The sequence below is a fragment of the Marinifilum sp. genome, from assembly GCF_965230805.1.
In the GTDB taxonomy this organism is placed as follows: Bacteria; Bacteroidota; Bacteroidia; order Bacteroidales; family Marinifilaceae; genus Marinifilum.
In genome coordinates this window covers 3,198,185-3,219,830 of the sequence record NZ_OZ246019.1, presented here as the reverse complement: position 1 = coordinate 3,219,830, position 21,646 = coordinate 3,198,185, and the positions used below count along the sequence as shown (strand labels likewise).

General features: G+C 33.8%; 19 protein-coding genes and 1 pseudogene. 17 read left to right on the top strand and 3 right to left on the bottom strand.

Translation table 11 applies throughout. The annotated features are described in order from the left end of the window. Window positions 1-174: 174 nt before the first annotated feature. Window positions 175-750 (bottom strand): TetR/AcrR family transcriptional regulator, encoded by a 576-nt coding sequence (locus ACO05S_RS13010; RefSeq protein ID WP_421918440.1) that lies wholly within the window; start codon window positions 748-750, stop codon window positions 175-177. Between the two features lie 426 nt (window positions 751-1,176). Here ACO05S_RS13010 and ACO05S_RS13005 point away from each other — a divergent pair, with 426 nt between their 5' ends. From ACO05S_RS13005 to ACO05S_RS12950, 12 genes and pseudogenes are all read left to right on the top strand, one after another. Continuing rightward, window positions 1,177-2,454, top strand: coding sequence for a peroxiredoxin family protein (locus tag ACO05S_RS13005; RefSeq protein WP_421918439.1), 1,278 nt, complete (start codon window positions 1,177-1,179; stop codon window positions 2,452-2,454). A 606-nt stretch (window positions 2,455-3,060) separates the two neighbouring features. Continuing rightward, entirely contained in the window at window positions 3,061-3,906 is an 846-nt protein-coding gene (locus ACO05S_RS13000) for a GLPGLI family protein (RefSeq protein WP_421918438.1), read from the top strand. 35 nt (window positions 3,907-3,941) lie between these two features. Then, window positions 3,942-4,283 carry a hypothetical protein gene (locus ACO05S_RS12995; protein ID WP_421918437.1) on the top strand — a complete coding sequence of 114 codons (342 nt, stop codon included), beginning with the start codon at window positions 3,942-3,944 and terminating at the stop codon, window positions 4,281-4,283. Between the two features lie 12 nt (window positions 4,284-4,295). Then, window positions 4,296-4,688, top strand: a pseudogene (locus tag ACO05S_RS12990) (GLPGLI family protein); the annotation flags it as partial. 597 nt (window positions 4,689-5,285) lie between these two features. Beyond that, complete coding sequence (locus ACO05S_RS12985; RefSeq protein WP_421918436.1) at window positions 5,286-5,465, top strand: hypothetical protein; 180 nt, start codon at window positions 5,286-5,288, stop codon at window positions 5,463-5,465. Between the two features lie 146 nt (window positions 5,466-5,611). Next, the gene (locus ACO05S_RS12980) at window positions 5,612-6,406 is read left to right on the top strand and encodes a GLPGLI family protein (RefSeq protein WP_421918435.1); all 795 of its coding nucleotides are present in this window, start codon (window positions 5,612-5,614) and stop codon (window positions 6,404-6,406) included. Between the two features lie 133 nt (window positions 6,407-6,539). Next, window positions 6,540-7,190, top strand: coding sequence for a GLPGLI family protein (locus tag ACO05S_RS12975; protein ID WP_421918434.1), 651 nt, complete (start codon window positions 6,540-6,542; stop codon window positions 7,188-7,190). 18 nt (window positions 7,191-7,208) lie between these two features. Continuing rightward, complete coding sequence (locus ACO05S_RS12970; protein WP_421918433.1) at window positions 7,209-7,970, top strand: GLPGLI family protein; 762 nt, start codon at window positions 7,209-7,211, stop codon at window positions 7,968-7,970. 16 nt (window positions 7,971-7,986) lie between these two features. Then, window positions 7,987-8,259 (top strand): hypothetical protein, encoded by a 273-nt coding sequence (locus ACO05S_RS12965; RefSeq protein WP_421918432.1) that lies wholly within the window; start codon window positions 7,987-7,989, stop codon window positions 8,257-8,259. Beyond that, a complete protein-coding gene (locus ACO05S_RS12960) occupies window positions 8,260-8,748 on the top strand; it encodes a GLPGLI family protein (protein WP_421921288.1) in 489 nt (162 codons plus the stop codon). Between the two features lie 402 nt (window positions 8,749-9,150). Next, window positions 9,151-9,387 carry a hypothetical protein gene (locus tag ACO05S_RS12955; protein ID WP_421918431.1) on the top strand — a complete coding sequence of 79 codons (237 nt, stop codon included), beginning with the start codon at window positions 9,151-9,153 and terminating at the stop codon, window positions 9,385-9,387. Window positions 9,388-9,666: 279 nt separating this feature from the next. Further along, window positions 9,667-10,497 (top strand): GLPGLI family protein, encoded by an 831-nt coding sequence (locus ACO05S_RS12950; protein ID WP_421918430.1) that lies wholly within the window; start codon window positions 9,667-9,669, stop codon window positions 10,495-10,497. A 496-nt stretch (window positions 10,498-10,993) separates the two neighbouring features. Here ACO05S_RS12950 and ACO05S_RS12945 read toward each other — a convergent pair whose 3' ends face one another. Next, window positions 10,994-12,037: a hypothetical protein gene (locus ACO05S_RS12945; RefSeq protein ID WP_421918429.1), complete on the bottom strand. Its 1,044-nt coding sequence runs from the start codon at window positions 12,035-12,037 to the stop codon at window positions 10,994-10,996. Window positions 12,038-12,613: 576 nt separating this feature from the next. Between ACO05S_RS12945 and ACO05S_RS12940 the strand changes: the two genes are divergently transcribed. The 5 genes from ACO05S_RS12940 (at window position 12,614) to ACO05S_RS12920 (ending at window position 19,923) form a co-directional block, all read left to right on the top strand. Beyond that, the gene (locus ACO05S_RS12940) at window positions 12,614-16,369 is read left to right on the top strand and encodes a response regulator (protein ID WP_421918428.1); all 3,756 of its coding nucleotides are present in this window, start codon (window positions 12,614-12,616) and stop codon (window positions 16,367-16,369) included. A gap of 18 nt (window positions 16,370-16,387) precedes the next feature. Beyond that, window positions 16,388-17,980 (top strand): response regulator, encoded by a 1,593-nt coding sequence (locus ACO05S_RS12935; RefSeq protein ID WP_421918427.1) that lies wholly within the window; start codon window positions 16,388-16,390, stop codon window positions 17,978-17,980. A gap of 3 nt (window positions 17,981-17,983) precedes the next feature. Then, window positions 17,984-18,826, top strand: coding sequence for a CheR family methyltransferase (locus ACO05S_RS12930; protein ID WP_421918426.1), 843 nt, complete (start codon window positions 17,984-17,986; stop codon window positions 18,824-18,826). Further along, window positions 18,826-19,392: a chemotaxis protein CheB gene (locus ACO05S_RS12925; protein ID WP_421918425.1), complete on the top strand. Its 567-nt coding sequence runs from the start codon at window positions 18,826-18,828 to the stop codon at window positions 19,390-19,392. The genes ACO05S_RS12930 and ACO05S_RS12925 overlap by 1 nt, the downstream gene beginning before the upstream one ends. 84 nt (window positions 19,393-19,476) lie before the next feature. Further along, window positions 19,477-19,923: a hypothetical protein gene (locus tag ACO05S_RS12920; RefSeq protein WP_421918424.1), complete on the top strand. Its 447-nt coding sequence runs from the start codon at window positions 19,477-19,479 to the stop codon at window positions 19,921-19,923. Between the two features lie 600 nt (window positions 19,924-20,523). Here ACO05S_RS12920 and tsaD read toward each other — a convergent pair. Then, window positions 20,524-21,546, bottom strand: a complete 1,023-nt coding sequence (gene tsaD, locus ACO05S_RS12915; RefSeq protein ID WP_421918423.1) for a tRNA (adenosine(37)-N6)-threonylcarbamoyltransferase complex transferase subunit TsaD — start codon at window positions 21,544-21,546, stop codon at window positions 20,524-20,526. Window positions 21,547-21,646 lie beyond the last annotated feature (100 nt).

Below are 21,646 nucleotides of genomic sequence, written 5' to 3'. Positions count from 1 at the left end.
CAATTCATCTGTTTATAATTTTTCCCATTTGACAGATGGTAGCAAGGAGATCAAAAAAATCATTACCGTGTATGTTTAATCATTTTTCTAATCATGCCCGATTCATACATTTGATTTCCTGCGTGAAAATAGAAAATAGATTTCAATAGTTTTTAAACTTAAATTTAATTTTATCTAAATTTCAACTCCCATTCCTCTAAGCATGCATATAAATGATTGTCGCAACCTATCAATTACTTCATTCTCTGAAAATGTTCCCATAATATAAAAATCGTTTAATGCCTGCAGTGCCTCAATACAATAGTTAACATTTACATCCTGCCGAATCAACCCTTTCTCCTGCCACTCATTGTACTTTTTAATTACAATATCCATTTCATGCTGATACTTATTCTCAACATCTTTTTCTATCAGAGGATACTCTTTATATATCTGCTGAATAAGAATTTTTTGCGCAGAAATCGCATAATCAAAATAGTTATCTAAAAACTCCTTGGTCACTTCAATCGGATCATCCTTGGTTCGATATGGCTGTAAAATATTTATAATGTTCCTATCAAAAATTTCGAAAGCAATCTGCCTGATCAAATCCTCCTTGGTTCCAATGATTTTATACAATGTGGCTTTTGCAAGCCCACACTCTTTAGCTAGATCAATCATATTCAGTCCGCGCAAACCAAACCTCATCATCATCTCCATAGAAAGTGTCATTACTCTCTCTTTAATTTCTATTTTATCCGTTTTTGCCACAAATGAACTATATTGGTATTTCGCGTACAAATATAGATAATATTTTTCTACCTCAATCTCATTTTTAGATTTTTTTAGAAAAGCTTATTGAAGCATGGTTTGTAATATTCAGAAGATCCAGTTGTTATATAAAGGAAGTGATTTTTATAATTAAATAGTTTGTTTTTCACTCACCCTTCCGTTTAATTTAAACGTGTTTATTAAGAGTGAGAATATCACTTATATTGAAAAAAGAAATAGATAAATTCATGTTGATGTTTTTGAGAACATCTTATTAAAGCAAACCTGGAGAAGTTGGAAGATTGTGTTATTGGTGGTAAAAGGTAGTGTTCAATAATAAATGTGATCTTGCGCTCTTTTACATGAGGGAAGTATTGTATATATCCCTTTGATATGATGCGATTTTGTAAATAACACCAATTACTTATGAAAATGACTCTAAACCGAATTTCTATTTTATTACTACTTGGTTCTGCTATTATCCTTCTCTACAGATTTGGCAATCTTATTTTACCTGAGAAAACGGAGAGTAATTTCAGTCTGGAAATAAAGCTAATTGGGCAAGCACCCAAGCCCCAAAGCAAGTGGTATTTTTTAGCCAATGATGAAAAAGGCAATTTAAAGCCTGTTCTGTTTAGCAAGGAAAAACAAAGGGATGGTTTTATTTCGTTTTTTGAATTCAAAAATGGCAGTGCCAAGATTCAGGAGCATATATCAAGACTGGGACTTTATGTGTTAACCAACCAAGAACGTACTTGTTATTTCCCATTCATGCTTGATGCCAGTAGGCAGTCCATTGAATTGGTAAGCGATAGCCTGCTTAAAAGAAAAGACCTGTTAACTCCCATTCCATTTAGCTTTTCTGGTAGCACTGTCAATCAGGAATTTATTAACTTTTGGAAGACAGAGGAGGCAGAGCAATTGCTTCAGGCCGATGCGAATTATTTACAATGGCTGCAAAACAATAAACCGTCTAAGCAGTCGAGTCGAGAGCATATACAGCAGTTTGTAGAGGAACAAAAAGAACAATTGACGCTATTAAATCTTCTAAAAGAGAGTGTGGCATTAAGCTATTTAGAGAAAAACCCCAATTCATACCTGGCACTCGATTACTTTTTGGCCTATGTGTTTAGGCCCAATTTTGCAAAGCTTGATGAGTCGGACATGAAATATTATACCTCCTTGCTTGGCGATAAGTTAAAGAAAACTCAAGAATACAAAAGCATTGCTCAAAAGTACAAGGCAACACAAAACTTTTGTATTGGAAAAACGCCACCGGCCATCGAATTGCCCGACAGCAGGGGAAACCAGCTTACACTTTCTGATTTTACAGGGAATGTTACACTGGTAAATTTTTGGGTGATCAATTGCGATTACTGTAAGGCAGAGCAAAACAACATGCTGGACCTTTATGCCAAATACCACGAACAAGATTTTGAAATTGTAAGCATAGCCTTAGATGCCAACAAAAAGAATTGGCAAAGCTATATAAATGAGAAAGGCTTTCCCTGGCAACAGGCAATTGATACAACAGGAAGTGAACACTCTCAAATTATTATAGACTATTGGGGAATGGCTATCCCTAGTAGTTACTTAATAGATAAAGAGGGTAAGGTAATTGCCAAAAATTTACGATGCCCCGCTTACGCCGATGAGGCAAAGTACAACATGAACCAACAACTTGAAAAAGTATTTGGATTTTAGAATAAAAAGTGACGTGATGACTCGAAGTCATCCTATCACTACCCATACGAATAAAAAAGGAAAAGGACAGGAAGCCCAAAATTGTTAACAGCAATTGCTTCCTGCCCCGGCTCCTTATAAAGAAAGGAGGTTAAATGCAAAAGTAAGCAAATATTACAAACAGGAAGTAGTTCTTCCGCCCTTGTAAGTATAGAGAGGGCAAAACCAAAAAAAATGAATTTGAATAAAAATGATTTAAAATTAAAATTATAAAAAAAAATTAAAAAGTTTACGTTGTTAGTGGTGAGTTTGGTTGTTTTTGCTTCATCTGTTTATGCTGTGCCGCATTGGGATTGGGTGTCATGGGAAAATGGTCAATATAAAGGTTCTTGGATTCATATTGGAGAAACAAAAGTAATATTTCGTGTTTCACATTTTGAGGAATGTAAATTTTTAATGGAACAAAATGGATGTGATTTTTGCTCTTATAATATATTCACACAGGAATGTAAAGTATTTATAACTGTTTTTGCATAATAAGAATTCATTACACACATTAATTCGTTAATCATAACAGAAGATTCTAAAAATCAGGAGTCTTCTGTTTTTAAAAAATCTTACTTAAAAATGACAACACAATGTAAATCGATTTATTCGACAACGCTTAAGGTATTGTTGCTTTCATTGGGATTCATCTTTGTAATGATTACTTCATTATATGCCCAGCAAAAAGAGTTATGTGTAAGTTATCGATTTGAACAAAGTTTTTTACGGCTTGGTGGAGAAAACAATTCTGAGATCACTAAAAATCCAGCTTATGATTATAATGTTAATACTCATGCTTTTAACAATACTAATATAAGAGAGTTTGCTCGTTCAATAACTGGCAAGTTTCATGATAAAACACAAGTTATGTCTTATGATACAACTTTCTGTTATATAAGAGTTGATTATAAGAATTCTAACTTATTACAACCCGTTTTTCAGCGATCTGATGGCAGCTGCCTAATGTTATTAGAAGAGCCTCTTAATTTGTTTGAATGGAAGTTAAGTAGGGAAACAAAGACAATTCTTGGGTATACTTGCATCAAGGCCACATGCAAGTTCAGAGGACGTGATTATGTGGCTTATTTCACAAGAGAAATTCCTTTTAAAGCTGCCCCATGGAAGTTTCATGGCTTACCAGGTGTTGTGCTAGAAGTGTTTTCAACAGATAAATATTGTAGATGGACTACTCAGGCACTTAAAATACAAAATCATGAGAAAGAGATATCTCATACTGGCATGAAAAAAATAAACCTAGAGCAATACAAAGATTTGTTAAAGAAACGCAAACAAAAATTTATTGAAACTACCGAAAGAAACATCTTGAGATTTCCTCAGTATAGAGATTCAGAAATTTGTACAATAAATAGTATCCTGATCAATAATATTGAAATATTTGAAGTGAACCAGCCAATAAAGTTTAAATAATCGATTTATAATTATACGAAAAGAAACTTAAAGAAATGACGTTAACAAAACGAATACTCGTAACGGTAGCATGCTTAATTACTTGTTTAACACTTAATGCACAAGACAAGGAATTGTTAATAAAATATCAATTTGAAAAGAGAATTCCTTCTTCTCTGGGAGATAAAGATATTCACAAAACAGTCAATAAAACGGAGCTTTATGCTGATGTAAATGGAGTAATTTCAAGAACGCAATTTGGGGAGCCTAGTTTAAGAGGAGTAATCACCTTTTTAGATTATGTACGTAAAGATTTTCAAAAAAATACAATATTATCAATAGAGAATATGCGTAAAATGAAAGTCTTATTAAAAGAAGAATTGAACTTATTTAATTAGAAACTAAGTACGGAAACTAAGAAAATTCTGAGCTATAAATGTTTTAAGGCTACCTGTAGTTTTAGAGGACGTGATTATGTGGCTTATTTTACAAAATATATTCCTTTTAAAGCAGCTCCATGGAAGTTTCATGGATTGCGAGGAGTTATGCTGGAGGTTTATTCAACTGATGAATTTTGCAGTTGGACTGCTCAATCATTGGACATCTCATCCGAAAAATCGGATATAGAATTTCCTGATGATGGTTTGACACGCATAAATTTAAAGCAATATGTTAAGATATTACGGAATGATAGTAACCAAAGAAAAGATGCCCAAAAGAAAGCAAAATTGATGTATGGAAATAGTGGGATGAAAATGGGATTTATTGATTTTGATAATGGAAAAATTGAAATTTTCGATTAGAACTAGTCAATAGCCTTAGAAGAATCGATTTAAAATTGCCCTAAAACAGACACAAGAAAAATGACCATAACAAAACGAATACTTCTAGTGTTGATATGCCTTTTTAGCGGCACAACAATCTACGCCCAGCAAAAAGAAGACCATTATTTATACACTGGATGGACAAAATCTAATTGATGAGAACTCAAGCCGAAATGTAAGAAATAATGAATATTCTCAGACAATTTCTTCCAGCAACCTGCAAAGAAAGTACTTCCTGTTTTCGATGGAAGTGAGGTTTTAGATCAATTGGTTTTGATATGACTAATTTATAAATGGAAAAGGGCAGGAAGCCCAAAATTGTTACGAGCAATTGCTTCCTGCCCCGGCTCCTTATAAAGGAAGGAGGTTTAATGCAAAAGTAAGCAAATATTACAAACAGGAAGTTTTTCTTCCGCCCTTGTAAGTATAGAGAGGGCAAAACCAAAAAAAATGAATTTGAATAAAAATGATTTAAAATTGAAATTATGAAAAAGAATTAAAAAGTTTACGTTGTTAGTGGTGAGTTTGGTTGTTTTTGCTTGGGTATTAGGTTTGACGCCTAATTTGATAGCGATAGTGCCTGATGTCAATAATGAATGGGTGCATTTGGATGACTCCTGGATCATAAGTGGAGAAATCAAAATTACAGGAGATGTAGCAAATGTTGATGAATGTGAACAATTACTTATATGGAATGGTGGTGTTGCAGCAGATTATAACCCTATGACAGGCTGTTGTCGAATATTTAGCCATTAAATCATACAATTCTCATATACCTGTCTATTGACAGGTATATGTAATAAAAAAAATGTATTGAATAAATCTATTAAGACATTATCACTAAATATTATAAATAAAATAGTCTAATACTTATAAATGCTATGCATAATTATACACAAATCATGAGTATGAAATTATTAATTGTAATCATATTTATTATACCTGTTTCGCTTAGTGCCCAGAAGAAGGAACTTGTGGTTACATACACGTTTAATGAGAGTTGTTTGCGAATTGGTGGCAAAAATAATTCTGAAATTATTAGAAATGCATTCCCTAGCTATAATGTGAGGATTTATTCATCGAATAGTATTAATATAAGAGAAACTAAACGGTTGGTTGCTAAAAGCAAGAGAAGTATTGATACAACATACAATTATATTGAGGTTGATTACATTCAAGGATATTTACTTGAACCTGTATTTATTGATTATAATCCAGGATTTGGTTTTTGTTACAAAATGCTTTTGAAAGAACCTCTTAATTTATTTGAATGGAAATTAACCCAGGAATCTAAGACAATTATGGATTATGATTGTATCAAGGCCACATGTACATTTAGGGGGCGTAATTATGAGGCATATTTTACTACCGAAATCCCTTTTAAAGCTTGTCCATGGAAGTTTCATGGATTACCTGGCGTTGTTTTGGAGGTTTATTCGACCGATGGTTATTGCTCTTGGGTTGCAAATTCGATTGAAATAAGGCCAAAGAAAAGCGAAGTCGAATTGCCTAACGTAGGAATGGATATTATTGATCTGGATAATTATATTGTTATATTAAAGAAAGATCGAAAAGGGAGTATAGAAAGTTGTAAAAGAAACTTACTTAATTTTCCTGATCTTCAATTTGAGATTAATACTCTTAAAGGACTCCAGATGAATCTGCCTACGGGTATTGAGATTTTTGATTTGGATTAATCACAAAACTAACGAATTATGAAAACAGGAAAAATCACAACACTACTATTGATTCTTATTACGATTTTCGGCATCACTTAATGCTCAGCAAAAAGAACTGTATATAAAATACAAATACACACAAAGTAATACTTTGGGCTTAATATATAGTGAATGTTCCTATAAGGAGAAAGGTACTGTTGAAGTATTTTCTTACGGAAATAAAATGGTATCCAGAAAATTTAACGGAACATCAAATACAAAAAACGCAGATGGCAATGTGATATCATGCGATACTATGTATTACTACACAGTGATTGATTATCCCAAGGAGCACCTACTTATTTCTGATATTTTACCTCGCGGTAAAGGTAAACAGTTCTTGTTAAAAGAATCGCTTAATTTATTTGAATGGAAGCCGAGTATGGATACAAAAACGTTACTAGGATACACTTACCATAAAGCCACATGTAAGTTTAGAGGTCGTGATTACGAGGCGTGGTTTACCCGCGAGATTCCTTTTAAAGCTGCCCCATGGAAATTTCATGGATTACCTGGTGTGTTACTGGAAGTATATTCAACCGATGATTATTGCAGTTGGGTAGCGGAAAGCATAGAAATAAGGCCGTTTAAAAAAGAAATAGTATTGCCTTTTTACGGATGGGATATTGTTGATTTGGATAAATACATACGGATACTAAAATCAAAAAAACAATCCAGTATAGATAAGTATAAAAAATGGGGGTATTCAGAAGAGCAAATTTCTATGTCAACAAGAAGCATCGAAATCTTTGATTTAGATTAATCACAAAACTAACGTATTATGAAAACAGGAAAAATCACAACACTATTATTGATTCTTATTACGATTTCGGGATCGCTTAGTGCCCAAGAAAAAGAACTGTTTATAAACTACAAATACAACCGAAAAGGTGGTGGTTTACTAGCTCGTGAGTACTCTACTAGAGAGCATGGTAATATTGAAGTTTTTTCTTATGGAAATAAAATGATTTCCAGAAAGCTTTCACACTATACAAATGCAGAAATTAGAGATAATAGAATTGTATCATGTGATACTAACTATTTTTATGTAGCAATGGATTTCAACAAGAAAGAACTTCTTTTATCTAGTTTTTTACCTGCAGATAAAAATCGATACTTTTTATTAAAAGAACCGCTTAATTTATTTGAATGGAAACCATGCATGGATACAAAAACCATACTCGGATACACTTGCCATAAAGCCACATGTAAGTTTAGAGGTCGTAATTATGAGGCCTGGTTTACACGGGCTATTCCCTTTAAGGCTGCTCCCTGGAAATTCCATGGCTTACCAGGTGTGATACTGGAAGTGTATTCAACCGATGAATATTGCAGTTGGGTAGCGGAAAGCATAGAAATAAGGCCGTTTAAAAAAGAAATAGAACTGCCTTTTTATGGAATTGATATTGTTGATTTGAAAAAATACATAAAGATATTAAAGGCAAAAAAACAATCTAGTATAGAGTCTCAAAAACGAAGAGGTAAATCAGAAGAGCAAATTTCTATGTCAACAAGAACCATTGAAAAATTTGATTTGGATTAATCAAAACAGCTAACGAATGATGAAAAGAGGTAAAATCACAACACTATTATTGGTTCTTATTACGATTTCGACATCGCTTAGTGCCCAGAAAAAAGAATTATATATAAAATACAAGTATACTCAAAGTGATAATTTGGGCTTAATACTAAGTGAATGTTCTTTTATGAGGAAAGGTACTGTTGAAGTATTTTCTTACGGAAATAAAATAGTATCCAGAAAATATGGAAGAATATCAAATACATTAGACAAGGATCGTAATTTAATATCAAGAGATACTACGTATAACTAGATAGTAATTGATTATTCCAAGGGGCATCTTCTTATTTCTGACGACTTACCTAGAAGGGCACAGTTACTTTTAAAAGAACCGCTTAATTTATTTGAATGGAAGCCGAGTAAGGAAACAAAAACGATACTCGGATACACTTGCCACAAAGCCACATGCAGCTTCAGAGGGCGCAATTACGAGGCTTGGTTTACCCGGGAGATTCCCTTTAAGGCTTCTCCCTGGAAATTCCATGGATTGCCCGGTGCAATACTGGAAGTGCATTCAACCGATGGATATTGCAGTTGGGTAGCGGAAAGCTTAGAAATAAGGCCGTTTAAAAAAGAAATAGAATTGCCTTTTTACGGATGGGATATTGTTGATTTGAAAAAATATATAAAGGTATTAAAGGCAAGAAAACAATCTAGGATAGAGTATCATAAACGAAACGGTAAATCAGAAGAGTATATTTCTAAGCAATTGAGAACCATTGAAAAATTTGATTTGGATTAATCACAAAACTAACGAATGATGAAAACAGGAAAAATCATAACACTATTATTGATTCTTATTACGTTTTCGGCATCGCTTAGTGCCTAAGACAAAGAATTAGTTGTAGCAAACAAACTTGACAGAACCTATTATTATAAAAGGAAAAGGGCAGGAAGCCCATAATTGTTAAGCGCAATTGCTTCCTGCCCCGGCTCCTTATAAAGAAAGGAGGTTTAATGCAAAAGTAAGCAAATATTACAAACAGGAAGTTTTTCTTCCGCCCTTGTAAGTATAGAGAGGGCAAAACCAAAAAATGAATTTAAATAAAAATGATTTAAAAATAAAATTATGAAAAAGATTAAAAAGTTTACGTTGTTAGTGGTTAGTTTGGTTGTTTTTGCTTCATCTGTTTATGCAGTCCAAATGGCAAGAAAAAACGGTTTTGTATCTGGTTATACGGATTCAAATATAACATATCATTATGTAGGTTATCAAATTATTGGTGAAAGTCCGGTTAGAGAATTTCATGGTCTTTCATGGACCGAATGTTATAGGTTAATGAATTATTACTATTGGGCAGAATCCTATCAGTACTGTCAAGATGATGGTACTTGTCAATTATATGTAACACCTATTACTAATCCTGAAGATTTCCGTTAATTTCTTCTTCTATTTTGTTGCATTGATTAGATTAATTACAATTTCAACCTAGAGCTTTATATAGCTTGTAAAACTCATAGATTGCAGAATAGGGGTTAATTTTACAAGTAAGGGTGTCTCAGTATGTGGCACCCTTACCAATAAAAATACAAAGATTAAGACAATCATATTAACCTAATATATTCAAACTAATTATGAATCCAATTAATCAAAACAATTACCCGCTTGTTACCATTCATTTTTATTGTGTAGCAAAAGGAATTATTTAAAACTTAAATCATGAAAAAAATAAATCGTTTATTAATTATTATTGGTTTATTAAGCACGAGTATTTCAAGCTTAAGTGCCCAAGAAAAAGAACTTTGTATTACATACAAGCATTATTCAATGATACGTATGGAAACATTAATCGAGCCCAATTTAGTCAGGGAAATGAAAGTTTTAGCTTACAAAAGCAAAGTAATAAGCAGAATAGTTTGTTCGTATGATAATGCATCAATTGTAGGTAGTAATAATTTGCCCAAGTATAAATTTATTTCAAGTGTTGATTATAACAAAACATATTTGCTTGCATCTGTATATGATAACGAAGTACTTTTAAAAGAACCACTGCCATTATTCCAATGGAGTTTATCCAATGAAAACACCAAGGGAATACCTGCTGTAAAAAAGATATTGGGATATCATTGCAACAAGGCTGAATGTACCTTCAGGGGCAGAGATTATGTAGCATGGTTTACAAATGAAATCCCATTTAAAGCTGCACCCTGGAAATTCCATGGTTTACCAGGAGTAATGTTGGAGGTGTATTCAAAGGACACATTTTTTAAATGGGAAGCCAAGTCCTTGGAAATAAGAGAGCATACAGAAGATTATGAACCTCAATTAAACGGGGCAAAAATACTTAATTTGGAAGAACACATTGATAATTTAACGAAACAGCAACGAGAAAGTATTGAACATGTAAAGAAACAAGTTCTTACTGGGGTGCCTATGTTTACATCAGGAGATATTCCTATAGAAATATTCACCCCGGAATTAGATCCTAAAAATTACTTGAAAGAATATTCATCCCCGGCTTACCAAGAAATGCTAAATAATATGAAATAATAGTTAGTTGAGTAATAATAAGTATGAGATTACTGGATAATTGTAAAAACACACAGAAAGCCTAAGGGATTATCTATGAGAGCCAAGAAACTGGTGTGATGTCTCTTTTCTAAGACCTAACTAACGTGAGTTCGACGTTAAATACTGTTAGCCCATCACCTTGCGAAGTAAAAGTTAGCGAGCCTTTGTGAAGTTTCATTAATTGGTGGAATAAGCTTAGGTCAACCACTGCCCCATTTTCTTTGCTTGTAAAAAATGGCATGTAAAATGGTTCGAAGACTATCCATACTGAATTGGTTTTCCTTTCTGTTTGTATAGTGCTGTTCTGATAATACTCATTATAATGGCTCCAATAACAATTGGATATCAATTATTGAAATCAGCAACTAAAAATCCTGTTGTAAGTTTAAAATATGAATATGTAAGCAATACCTATTCAATCACAAAACCGTTCCAATAATATTTGATGGAACGGTTTATTATTTCTAATTCTATTTTATCGCAATAACATAGACTCGAAAGTTTTCACCAACTGATCGAAGTCGGCATACACCTTTTTCCCATTTTTTATGGTTTGGTTTTTTAGGAAGTCTTTTAATTTAGCTTTTCCCCTTTTATTCAATAAAAACTCAATAAAAGCAGCTCCAACAGGATAGCTTAAATTTCGCTCGTATCTGGTTGGCTCTTCCCATAATTCCAGCAATGAAAATTTTTCTTTTGAGATTCGCTTACGCGCAATCGTAAATAAATTTTTATCCATGCTATCAAAATAAACGCCCAGACCTTTATTTATTAACATGCTTTTAAATTTGGTGTTTAATGCCATCTGACTAAGCATATGGCTCATTTCATAATCTTCCTCTTGTTGATCCCAAACATTCACGGTACACAAATCAGAATTAAAAAAGCCCAAAGGTTTATTTAATTTTCGAAAAGCTTCATTTCTGTCGGTCCAGATAAAAATATCTACCTTCTTCGAAGGATTCATATCAAAGAAGGAAACAATTCTTTTGTAATTCACATTCATGCGATTCATATAAGCGTCAACATCTTGCATTTTCTGATTATCCTGAAAATGGAAACGGATATTATCAGTTTCCAGCAATTCCCAGGCCTTATAATAAACCCCTGTTTGAAATAGATTCAAATACCTGTGTGCATACCTGCTGGCTTCTTTCGAATCTCTGCCATTCTGACACTCTTTTAAAAAGCGAACTGCCTTTTGCTCTTCTCCCATTATAAAGTAACATTTGGCCAGGTATGCTTTGCTAAGTGCTTTTATTTCTCCTAAAGCCGCTTCGCTATTCATCGCTTTTTCGAGGTAAGGAATTGCAGCTTTAAATTGTTTTGAATTGACATAGGCTCTTCCCAGTATGGAATTCAAGTATGGATCCGATTCATTATCAGTTAAAAGAATTTGTGCTTTTTCAATCAATTGATCATACTTTCCTTTGGAGTACATTTTTTTGAGTTCCTTGTTCTGGCTCATCGAGCTAAACTGTAGTAGTACAAATACAAGTGCAAGTAAGGTTTTATTCATATTAGGTATACTTTAAGGCTTGGTAATTTAAGGGAATATTATAATTGCAAAAATAAGCACTCATGATTTCTTCCCTCCCTGATCAATTATCATTCCAAAAATAATCCATTGTCAAATATGCCAAAATTATAAATGTATGTTGCTACAACGCCCAATTCGTGTGTCTCTATGGTCAAAAAAACAGGACTCATCATGCTAATAACAGTATCATGACGACTCGAACTGTACATGCAAAGGTTTATTGAATTAGCAGCACTTATTGGATGACCAGATTGGATGATATCAAACACAGATTATTTACCTGATATTATTGGTTTTATTACCAAGTATTTGAATAGCTTAAGCTTATTGCACACATCACTTTTGTTAACAAAATATTGTATTATTTTATAGAAACCACTTCGGTTTTATAATAATAAAGTATATCTCTTATTTTTACCTGTAAAATTTCGCGGAAAAAAAACATTTATTCACATTAAAAAAGCAACTATTCACAAGAATTGTCGTAATATTACCGTGATTCAGAAAAAAGAATCCCCTATTTTAACATTTGGATTTTTATTACATACATACATCATGAATTTTGCCATAAAAAATTTAAAAGATTGGAAGATTAAATCTAAGCTATTGCTTTTAACGATTTTAACACTGATAAGTATTACTCTTTTAAGTTATACATCCAACTATTTTTTTAAAACAAGCCACATCTTTACCACAATGATTAACGGTTTACGCGTACATGCAAATCTTTTGCAGAGTAGTATGGATAACTTTTATAATTATCAACTTACAAAAGACCCGGAATATCGTGAAGTAGCTGCTGAAAAAATTAATCGCTCCAGTTTGCTTATTAATGACTTGTTAAGACTAGAAGAAGAATATAAAACCAAAACCAATAATGAAATAGCCACTGATCTTTATGAGGGATTTCCTGAAGTATATGGTAACGATTTTGAAAATGCAGAATTACTGGTGTCCAGATTTCGTATTTTGCATTTAATAAACAACGAGCAAATGTACAACTCGATAGATCACTCTATGAAAGCTCTTGAGTTGACCAAACAAATCAAGAATCAGTTAATGGACACCGATTTGAAAATAGATCTTAATAAGTTGGAATTAAATCTGGAATTTCTGCAAACATACTATTCCGGCATTCATTATGAAGTACATAATTTATCTCGTAAAGTAAATGAAATGCTCATTTGGGCAATGACAATCATCTCAATCATTATTGGAGGATTATTTATAATCTTGTCCAGATACATTTCCAGATCCATTACAGTTCCTGTTCGAAAAATGGTTGACAACTTTAATCAAATTGCTAAAGGAGACTATCGTACCCCATTGGGTATTTCAACTTCTGATGAAATTGGTGCGCTTGCAAAATCTTTTAAAAGTATTCAAGCTGATTTTCAAAATGTTGTTAACTATACAAAAAAGATTGCCGATGGAGACCTTAGCGTTAGCCTCCTCCCCAAATCAAAAAAAGATGAGTTGTCTATTTCATTAAATCAAATGGTGAAGACTCTAAAACAATCAAAAACAATAAATGATGAAACCTTATGGTTTCGATCAGGAGTCAACCAATTAAACAATGAACTGCAAGGAGAGCATGATTTGAATGAAGTGGCACGAAAATCGCTGGATTACATGACTACTTTCTTGAAAGCTGAATTAGGAGCTATCTATATTTATCAAGAAGACAATCAGGTTTTAACATTAGCCGCCTCATTCGGCATTCCTGATAAAAATCAATACAAAAACATCAAACCCGGACATGGCTTGATAGGTCAAACTGCTGTAAGTAAAAAATTTATTCACCTAAAAGACGTTCCTTCTGATTATTTCTCAGTTTTCTCTGGAACAGGGGAAATGCTACCAAAAAATATCGTTTTAGTACCATTATTATATAATGACATGCTTTGGGGAGTTATGGAACTATCGGCAATTAAAGTATTTTCAGAAACCCAAATTGACTTTATCAAAGCTGTAAAAGATAGCATTACTGTTAAAATTGCTTCAACAATTGCTCGTATCAGACTGGAAACCTTGTTAAAAACCACCCAAGAACAAGCAAGCGAATTGCAAGTGCAACAAGAAGAGTTGAGAGTTGCCAATGAAGAACTTGCCGAACAAACCAGCATACTTACCGAAAACGAGAAGAAACTTCAAGTTCAGCAAGAGGAATTAAGAGTTACCAACGAAGAACTGGAAGAAAGAACCAATCAGCTTGAAATTCAGAAGGACGAAATAGAACAAAAGAATACAGGTTTATCACTTGCTCACCAAAAATTAGAAACTAAAGCAAAAGAACTTGAACAGGCTAGTCAGTACAAATCAGATTTTCTGGCTAACATGTCTCACGAATTGCGAACCCCGTTAAATAGTTTGTTAATTCTATCAAGGATTTTGGCGAAAAATAAAAAAGGCAACCTAAGTCCGGAAGATGTTGAGTCTGCGCAGATCATTAATAAAAGTGGAAAAGATTTACTTCAATTGATCAATGAAATCCTCGACTTGTCGAAAATTGAAGCTGGAAAAATGACAGTTGAAATAGAAAACGTGACCCCATTAAATGTTAAGAATGAAATTCTAATGGATTTTAAACACCAAGCTAAAAAGAAAGGTCTGGATTTCAATGTTAACATTGCCGACGATTTTCCTAACTCTATCGAAACGGATCCTCTTCGATTAAAACAAATTATAAAGAACCTATTATCGAATGCCTTAAAATTTACCACGAAAGGGTCCATTACCGTTTCCATGAACAAGGCAAATGGTGATTCAGAATTTTGGAGAGATGAGCTTAAAGCAATGGAAACTTGCTCTATTGCTGTAATCGATACAGGAGTAGGAATTCCTGACGAGAAGAAAGAAGCCATTTTTGAGGCCTTCCAGCAAGCTGACGGAAGTACTTCCAGAAAATATGGCGGAACTGGTTTAGGCTTATCGATCTCTAAGGAATTGGCCAGAATGCTGGGGGGAGAAATTCACCTGGAAAGCAAAATAAACAAAGGTTCAAGCTTTACTCTTTATCTGCCGGTAAAACACTCTGATCAAAGGATGAAAAAAAACAACCCACTTGCACAAGAAGAAAAAGCGTGGACAATACACGAGAATGCAAATCAATCGGTTACACTTCCTAAGTTTATTGATGACGACCGAGATGTTCCGCATCAGGGTTCAACCGTTGTATTGATTCATCCCAATAAGGAAGAAGCAATTTCTCTTTACTATGAGATACATAACAATAGCTTTCATGCCCTTGTGGCAGATAACATTCCAAATGCAATTCAACTAATCGAAGCACATCAGCCTTCGGCTATAATTGTTGGATTAAATTTGTTAATAGAAAAGGGTGAAGCTGTTCTGGAACCTTTAAAACTGCACTCATATGCTTCCAAACTGCCAATGCACATTATCAATCCTATAGAAGGATTTACCGAACACAATATCAACGAATTGCCTACTGTTAAAGCCACAAACATTGCGCAGGTAATTGATAAAATGAAAATTCAGCTATTAACCGACTCACAAAACATTTTGGTAATTGAGGATGATGATGCAACCACACAACTTATTAATAGCCTTCTTACTTCGACAAATGCTACGATTGAACAAACGGATACTGGAAAAGAAGCTATTAAATTAATTTCAAATAAAAAATACGATTGCATTATTCTTGATTTGGGTTTACCCGATATTACGGGGAATCAAGTGTTGAAAACTCTCAGCGAAAAGAAAATTAAGATTCCAAATACCATTATTTATACCGGAAAAGAATTGACACGAGAAGAACATCGCGAACTAAGCAAGTATACCAACTCAATCATATTAAAAGGAATAAAATCCGATGAAAGATTAATGGATGAAGTAAGTTTATTCCTACACCAAGTTGCTACATCGGCATTAAACAATCCAAAATTAAAAATTACTGAAATTGACAACTCTATATTTAAGGGTAAAAAAGTATTGGTAGTTGACGATGAGATCCGAAATGTATTTGCTTTAGGAAAAATTCTTGAAGATCAAGAAATGGAAGTTCTCGAAGCAGAAAATGGAAAAATAGCCATTGACATGCTGAAAGAAAACAATAACATCGATCTGGTTTTAATGGACATCATGATGCCGGAAATGGATGGTTATGAAGCCATGAGTGTTATTAGAAAAACTCCTGAAATTAAAGACATTCCTATTATTTGCTTAACGGCTAAAGCCATGAAAGATGATTATCAGAAAGCCATTACTTCCGGAGCAAATGATTACCTAACTAAACCAATTGACGAAAATAAATTGTTCTCGATGTTAAAAATATGGCTTTACAACTAGCTAAAATAGAATTAGCAAATGAAAAAAGAGAAAATATTAATCGTAGATGACAAAATTGAAAACCTTGTTAGTTTAGAAAGGATTTTAAGTGATTTTGATGTTGAATTTGTTAGAGCTGAATCTGGTGAAAACGCCTTAAAACATACGCTCAAAGAGGAATTCGCCATGGCCATTCTAGATGTTCAAATGCCTGGGATGGATGGCTATGAAACTTTAGAATTCATGCGTCATCGAAAGAAAACAAAATACCTTCCGGTGATTTTTGTATCTGCGATTCATCAAAGTGATTTGCATATTATTAAAGGAATAGAAACAGGAGCTGTTGATTTTATTCCAAAACCTATTATCCCGGAAATTTTACAAGGAAAAGTAAAAGTTTTTCTTGATTTGTACCGTCAGAAAAAGGACCTGAATAACCTATTGAAATATCTTGAAAAAAAGAATGAGGAATTGATACTGGAAAAACAAAAAGCCGAAGAAGCCACAAATGCAAAATCACTATTCCTGGCCAACATGTCGCACGAAATACGTTCTCCGATGAACGGAATTCTTGGTTTATCACAATTGCTGCTGGAATCTGAATTGACTGCGGAACAAAAGGATATGCTAAAAGTAATGACTACATCGGGGGAAAATCTGTTACAAATTATCAATGACATTTTGGACTACTCGAAAATAGAAGCAGGACAGATTGAAATAGAAAATATTGAATTTGATCTAAGAAAATTAACAGACACCATCTTTCACCTCCTTAATTTTAAAGCCGTTGAGAAAAAAATAGATTTTAAAATTAAATTAGATGATAACATTCCGGAGAACTTATTAGGAGACTCATTTAGACTCAATCAAATATTAATGAACCTAACCAATAATGCAGTAAAATTTACGCATACCGGCTCGGTTTTATTGTCGGTAAAATGTCTTGAGAAAACCAATCAATATGTATCTTTATTATTCTCGGTAAAAGATACCGGAATTGGAATTTCGAAAGACGTTCAGAGAAAACTTTTTAAAGAGTTTACTCAATCGGATAGCTCAACAACACGCCAGTATGGAGGTACAGGTTTAGGTTTAGCCATCTCGAAGAATTTAACCAAACTAATGGGTGGTAAAATTAATCTTGAAAGTGAACCCGATGTTGGGTCGGAGTTTATGTTTGAATTAAAATTTGGATACAAAGACAAAGTGACAGATATGTTTAATAATGAAAATCTGGAAATTCCTAAGCAATTATCTATTCTAGTTGCTGAGGACAACCCTATTAACCAGAAAGTAGCCATACTAACTTTGCGCCATATGGGACTTAAATGCGATGTCGCAAAAAATGGATTAGAAGCTTTTGAAATGCAGAAGAAGAACAACTACCAGGTGATTTTAATGGATATGCAAATGCCTGTATTAGATGGATTAAACGCAACACAAAAAATTAGAAACTTCGAAGCAGATCACCCTGAATTGGACAAAGCATATATTATTGCTCTTACAGCGAATGCATTTGTTGAAGATAAACAAACCTGTTTGGATGCTGGAATGAATGAATTTATCAGCAAGCCTTTTAAAGAGGATGCGCTAAGAAAAATACTATGCCAAGTTACTAAAAGCATTGCCTAGCGTATGAAGCAAAATAAGCCTTCAAAACTTGAAAATATAGACATTGAGATTCCTTTGTTTCTGGAAGCTGTATATCAGAAATACAGTTATGACTTTCGAAACTATTCAAAAGCACATGTTAAGCGCAGACTAGTGCACAGGATGTCTGTTGGGCGTTTTGCATCTATATCCCAAATGCAGGAAAAAGTTTTGAGGGATCAGGATTTCTTTATTGATTTGCTCGAAGACTTATCGATTAATGTAACCGAGATGTTTCGTGATCCGGATTTTTACAAATCCTTTCGCAAAAATGTTATTCCAAGCTTAAAAACATACCCTTTTATAAAAATCTGGCATGCAGGATGCTCAACCGGTGAGGAAGTGTATTCGTTGGCTATTCTTTTAAAGGAGGAAGGTTTACTGGACAGATGTCAGGTATATGCTACAGACTTCAATCGTAAAGTTCTTGAAATTGCCAAACATGGAATCTATCAAACACAGGACTTGGAAACATACCATAGAAACTATATTAATTCAGGCGGAAAAGGTCAACTTTCAGACTATTATACTTTAAAATACGGATCGATTAAGTTTGATCAGTCACTTGCGAAACGCATAGTTTTTGCCGATCACAATTTGGTAACCGATCATGTTTTTGCCGAAGTAAACCTGATTCTTTGCAGAAATGTCTTGATCTATTTTAATAGAGAGTTACAAAATAAAGTGATCAATCTTTTCTGTGAAAGTTTGATATACAGTGGTCATCTTTGCCTGGGTTCGAAAGAATCGCTCCGATTTACCCAATACGAGAACCATTTTATTGCTATCGATGCAAAACAGAAAATATTCAAAAAGAAAATTGGTTAATGGACAAGGTATTGGTTATAGGCACTTCTTATGGGGGTTTGGAAGCTTTAAAAATTATTATCCCTTCCTTTCCTAAGGATTTTATATTACCAGTACTGGTTGTGTTACACATTGGCGACCATAACAACGATTCATTTATCGACTTTTTGAATAACATCAGCAAGCTGAATGTTAAGGAGGCCGAAGAAAAAGAGGTAATTACAGCTGGTAATGTCTATTTTGCGCCTCCAAACTATCACATGCTTATCGATAATGATGCCTCAATCTCCTTCTCTGCCGATACTAAAGTACACCACTCCCGTCCCTCAATCGACGTACTGTTTGAATCGGCTGCATGGTCTTTTAATAGTGGAGTTATAGGTGTTATTCTTAGTGGACTCAATCAGGATGGCACTTATGGTTTAAAAACAATTAAAAAATATGGTGGCATTACAATGGTTGAAAACCCCGAAAATGCAATCGCTTCCATAATGCCTATGTCGGCTTTGAAACAGACAAAAGTAGACTATGTTCTTGAACTTGACCAAATCGCTGCTAAAATTATTGAACTATCAGCTAAAATGTAATCGCAAACAAAACTTCTGAGGAGGGAATTTTAGGTCGAAATCACGTTATTTAGTAACTTTACGATGGTTCTAAACTAAATAGCGATGCTCCAATTCGAATTCGACATAAGGGATCATAAAATAAACAATAACGAAACCAAGGCAAAACAACTTGCATTGGCAATTGCTTTTTTGATTTCGGCAGTCTTGCTATATGTTTTTAACCATTATTTTAGTTTCATTCCTCTTGGCAATTACCTGATTTTTGCTCTTGCCATTATGGCATTCTATTTTATGGGTTTATTGCTAGGTTGTAAATTTCTTTATCCCAAAGAGTATCTCATCATCAACTCTAGAAAACTAAAGTATAAAATCGGTTGGAGATCAAAGGAAATAAAGGTTTATCTTAAGGACATACATGACATTAAAATCCAAAATCACAACTTGATTTTTAAATTGAAAAATAAAGAAGAATTAATTCTTAGTTTAGATCATTTTAATGATCAATCCATTTCTGTTCTGAAAAGCTATCTGAATATATATGAGAGTTAGATAAAACACCCCTCCAGTTGGAAAAATTCAGGCTCCAGTTAGATAGATTACCCTCCAGTTAGCAAGTTTAACCTTACAGTTAGAAAACAAATCAACAGTTGTAGGGCTTTCATCCGTTTTTACACGCCTGTAGCCAAAATATATCGCCTGTAGCCAATTTAGGTATTCCTGTAGCGATATTTGATACGTCTGTAGCGAAAATAAGTCGCCTGTAGCCGAATTTACACCTCCTGTAGTAAAAATAAGTCGCCTGTAGCCGAAATTACCCTCCTGTAGCGAAAAGGAGGCGCCTGTAGTAAAAAACACCCTCCTGTAGCAGAAAGAAGTCGCCTGTAGCCTAAATTACCCTCCTGTAGCAAAACGAACTAACAGATATAGGCATTACAGAAGGTTTGTGTTTAAATTAAGGCTTGCATCCCAATTTTAAATCGAAACGAATGATATATAACTCAGCTGTTCATTCTTGACAAATTGCATTAGACAAGTGTAAAATCGCCTCTACAACTTGCAGCTTTAAGCGGGCATAAATTCAAACTTTTGTTTTAAAACCGATATAAGTGGTAAAACTAAATAGTTTACCAAATGCAATTTAAACCCACTTTATTTAATTGTCATTCTGGCAAATGGAGCCGTATCCTGCCCTACAAATTCTTTCTTTAAGTATTTAAAGTATCCTGTAATGGCAATCATTGCAGCATTATCAAGAGAGTATCCCAATTGAGGCACATAAACTTTCCAATTGTATTTGGCTGCCGATTGGTGTAAGGCATTTTGCAAACCCGAATTAGCCGAAACACCTCCGGCTATTGCAACCTCATTTATTCCTGTTTCTCTTGCTGCTCTCTTTACCTTATTCATTAATATATCAACAATAGTGTGCTGTAAGGAAGCACATAAATCATTCATATTCTCCTGAATAAAGTTTGGATTCTCTTTCACTCTATCGCGAATAAAATACAGGAATGAAGTTTTTAATCCACTAAAACTGTAATCCAAGCCTTTAATTTTAGGTTTACTAAACTCAAAAGCATGCGGATTTCCTTGTTTTGCATTTTTGTCGATAATTGGACCTCCCGGGTAAGGTAATCCCATAACTTTAGCACACTTGTCGAAAGCTTCGCCGGCAGCATCATCAATGGTTTCTCCAATAACTTCCATTTCCAGATGATCTTTTACCACAATGATTTGCGAATTACCCCCTGAAACAAGGAGAGCCAAAAATGGAAATTCAGGATGCTCGTATTTGTTTTTTAAATCATCAATAAAATGGGCTAGTATGTGGGCTTGCAAGTGATTTACTTCAATCAATGGAATATTTTTAGCCAATGCAAATCCTTTGGCAAATGATGTTCCCACCATTAAAGATCCCAATAAACCCGGACCTCGAGTAAAAGCGACTGCATCAATTTCGTTGGCGGTAACACCTGCTTTATCCATCGCTTGGTGCACAACAGGAATAATATTCTGCTGATGAGCACGCGAGGCCAATTCAGGCACTACGCCACCATAATCCATGTGTACGGTTTGGTTTGCAATAATATTGGAATAAATAACTCCATCCTTTAATATTGATGCGGAAGTATCATCACATGATGATTCAATTCCAAGAATAGTAATACTCATCTTTATCCAGTTATAGCGAGCTTTTATATAGATATTGAACTTGATTCGTTAAAAAAATCAAAATTCTCTTTAATCGCTCATTAGCTTTGTTACTTTTTTC